A 208-nucleotide genomic window follows, 5' to 3' on the forward strand; every position below is an offset into this window, starting at 1 on the left:
TTACTGCCGGCGATGGCAATGTAATAGCCCAGCTGGCTGTCGTCACCGCTGGATAATATGGGCGCGTCGATCCATTCGATATAGGTCGGGCCGGGCACCAGGGCCACCGGGTCCGGTGCGGGCATGGGAGCTACGCCGAGGGCTTGGGATTGGTAGGCACTTTTGCGGTCGTGAATCAGTTTTATTTTTTGCTCGCCGCTGTCCAGAT

General features: G+C 58.7%; 1 protein-coding gene. It reads right to left on the minus strand.

The features are described 5' to 3' along the window. Nucleotides 1-208, minus strand: a 208-nt coding sequence (locus MO867_RS23435; RefSeq protein ID WP_252473576.1) for a hypothetical protein, incomplete at both ends; no start/stop codon positions are given.

Origin of the sequence: Microbulbifer okhotskensis (assembly GCF_023895975.1) — a bacterium.
Classification (GTDB): domain Bacteria; phylum Pseudomonadota; class Gammaproteobacteria; order Pseudomonadales; family Cellvibrionaceae; genus Microbulbifer; species Microbulbifer okhotskensis.